At 66.5% G+C, this 1,041-nt stretch carries 1 protein-coding gene; it reads left to right on the top strand.

The annotated features are described in order from the left end of the window. On the top strand, positions 1-1,041 hold a 1,041-nt coding region (locus ACFW2E_RS47765; RefSeq protein ID WP_384478660.1), incomplete at both ends, for a glycine betaine ABC transporter substrate-binding protein.

Raw genomic sequence — 1,041 nt, 5'->3', positions numbered from 1 at the left:
GCGCGGCTACGAGGCGGAGGCCAAGCAGTTCGACGCCGGCCCGCTCTACACCTCCCTGGCGCAGGGCGACATCGACATCGTCACCAACGCCTGGCTGCCGACCACGCACGCGCAGTACTGGAAGAAGTACGGCGACCGGCTCGACGACCTCGGCTCCTGGTACGACGAGACGTCGCTGGAGCTGACCGTCCCCGCCTACATGAAGGACGTCAACACGCTGGCGGACCTCAAGGGCAGGGCGGACCTCTTCAAGGGCAGGATCACCGGCATCGAGTCCAGCGCCGGCGAGATGGCCCTGCTGAAGGACAAGGTCATGGGCGCCTACGGCCTGGAGGGCGAGTACAAGGTCGTCGACAGCTCCACCCCGGCGATGCTGGCCGAGCTGAAGCGGGCGATGAGCAAGAAGGAACCCATCGTCGTCACGCTCTGGTCGCCGCACTGGGCGTACAACGACTACGACCTGAAGAAGCTGAAGGACCCGAAGGGCGCCTGGGGCAAGGGCGACGGCGTGCACACACTCTCCCGAAAGGGCTTCGCCGCCGACGATCCCACCGCCGCCCAGTGGATGAAGGACTTCAAGCTCACCGAGAAGCAGCTCACCAGCCTCGAGGCCGAGATCAACAAGTCCGGCAAGGGCAAGCAGCAGGAGGCCGTGCGCACCTGGCTGAAGTCCAACCCGGGCCTCGTCGACAAGCTCGCCCCGGTCCAGGGCGGCTCCGGCGCCACCCCGGCCGAGGCCAAGCGTCCGCTGGACGTCGCCTGGTTCCCGTGGGAAGAGGACGTCGCCGTCACCTACCTGTGGAAGAACGTCCTGGAGCGGCGCGGCTACAAGCTGAACCTGAAGCAGATGGACGTCGGCCCGGTCTACACCGGCCTGGCCACCGGCGACCTGGACCTCAACTTCGACGCCTGGCTGCCTCACGCCCAGAAGAACTACTGGGACAAGCACAAGAACAACCTCACCGACCTGGGCACCTGGTACGAGCCGACCTCCCTGGAGATCGCCGTCCCCTCGTACGTGAAGGACGTCAAGTCCCTCGC

Origin of the sequence: Streptomyces sp. NPDC058964 (assembly GCF_042741275.1) — a bacterium.
Lineage (GTDB): Bacteria > Actinomycetota > Actinomycetes > Streptomycetales > Streptomycetaceae > Streptomyces.
The sequence above is the reverse complement of the archived record's forward strand: the minus strand, read 5'-3'. Positions and strand labels throughout refer to the sequence as shown.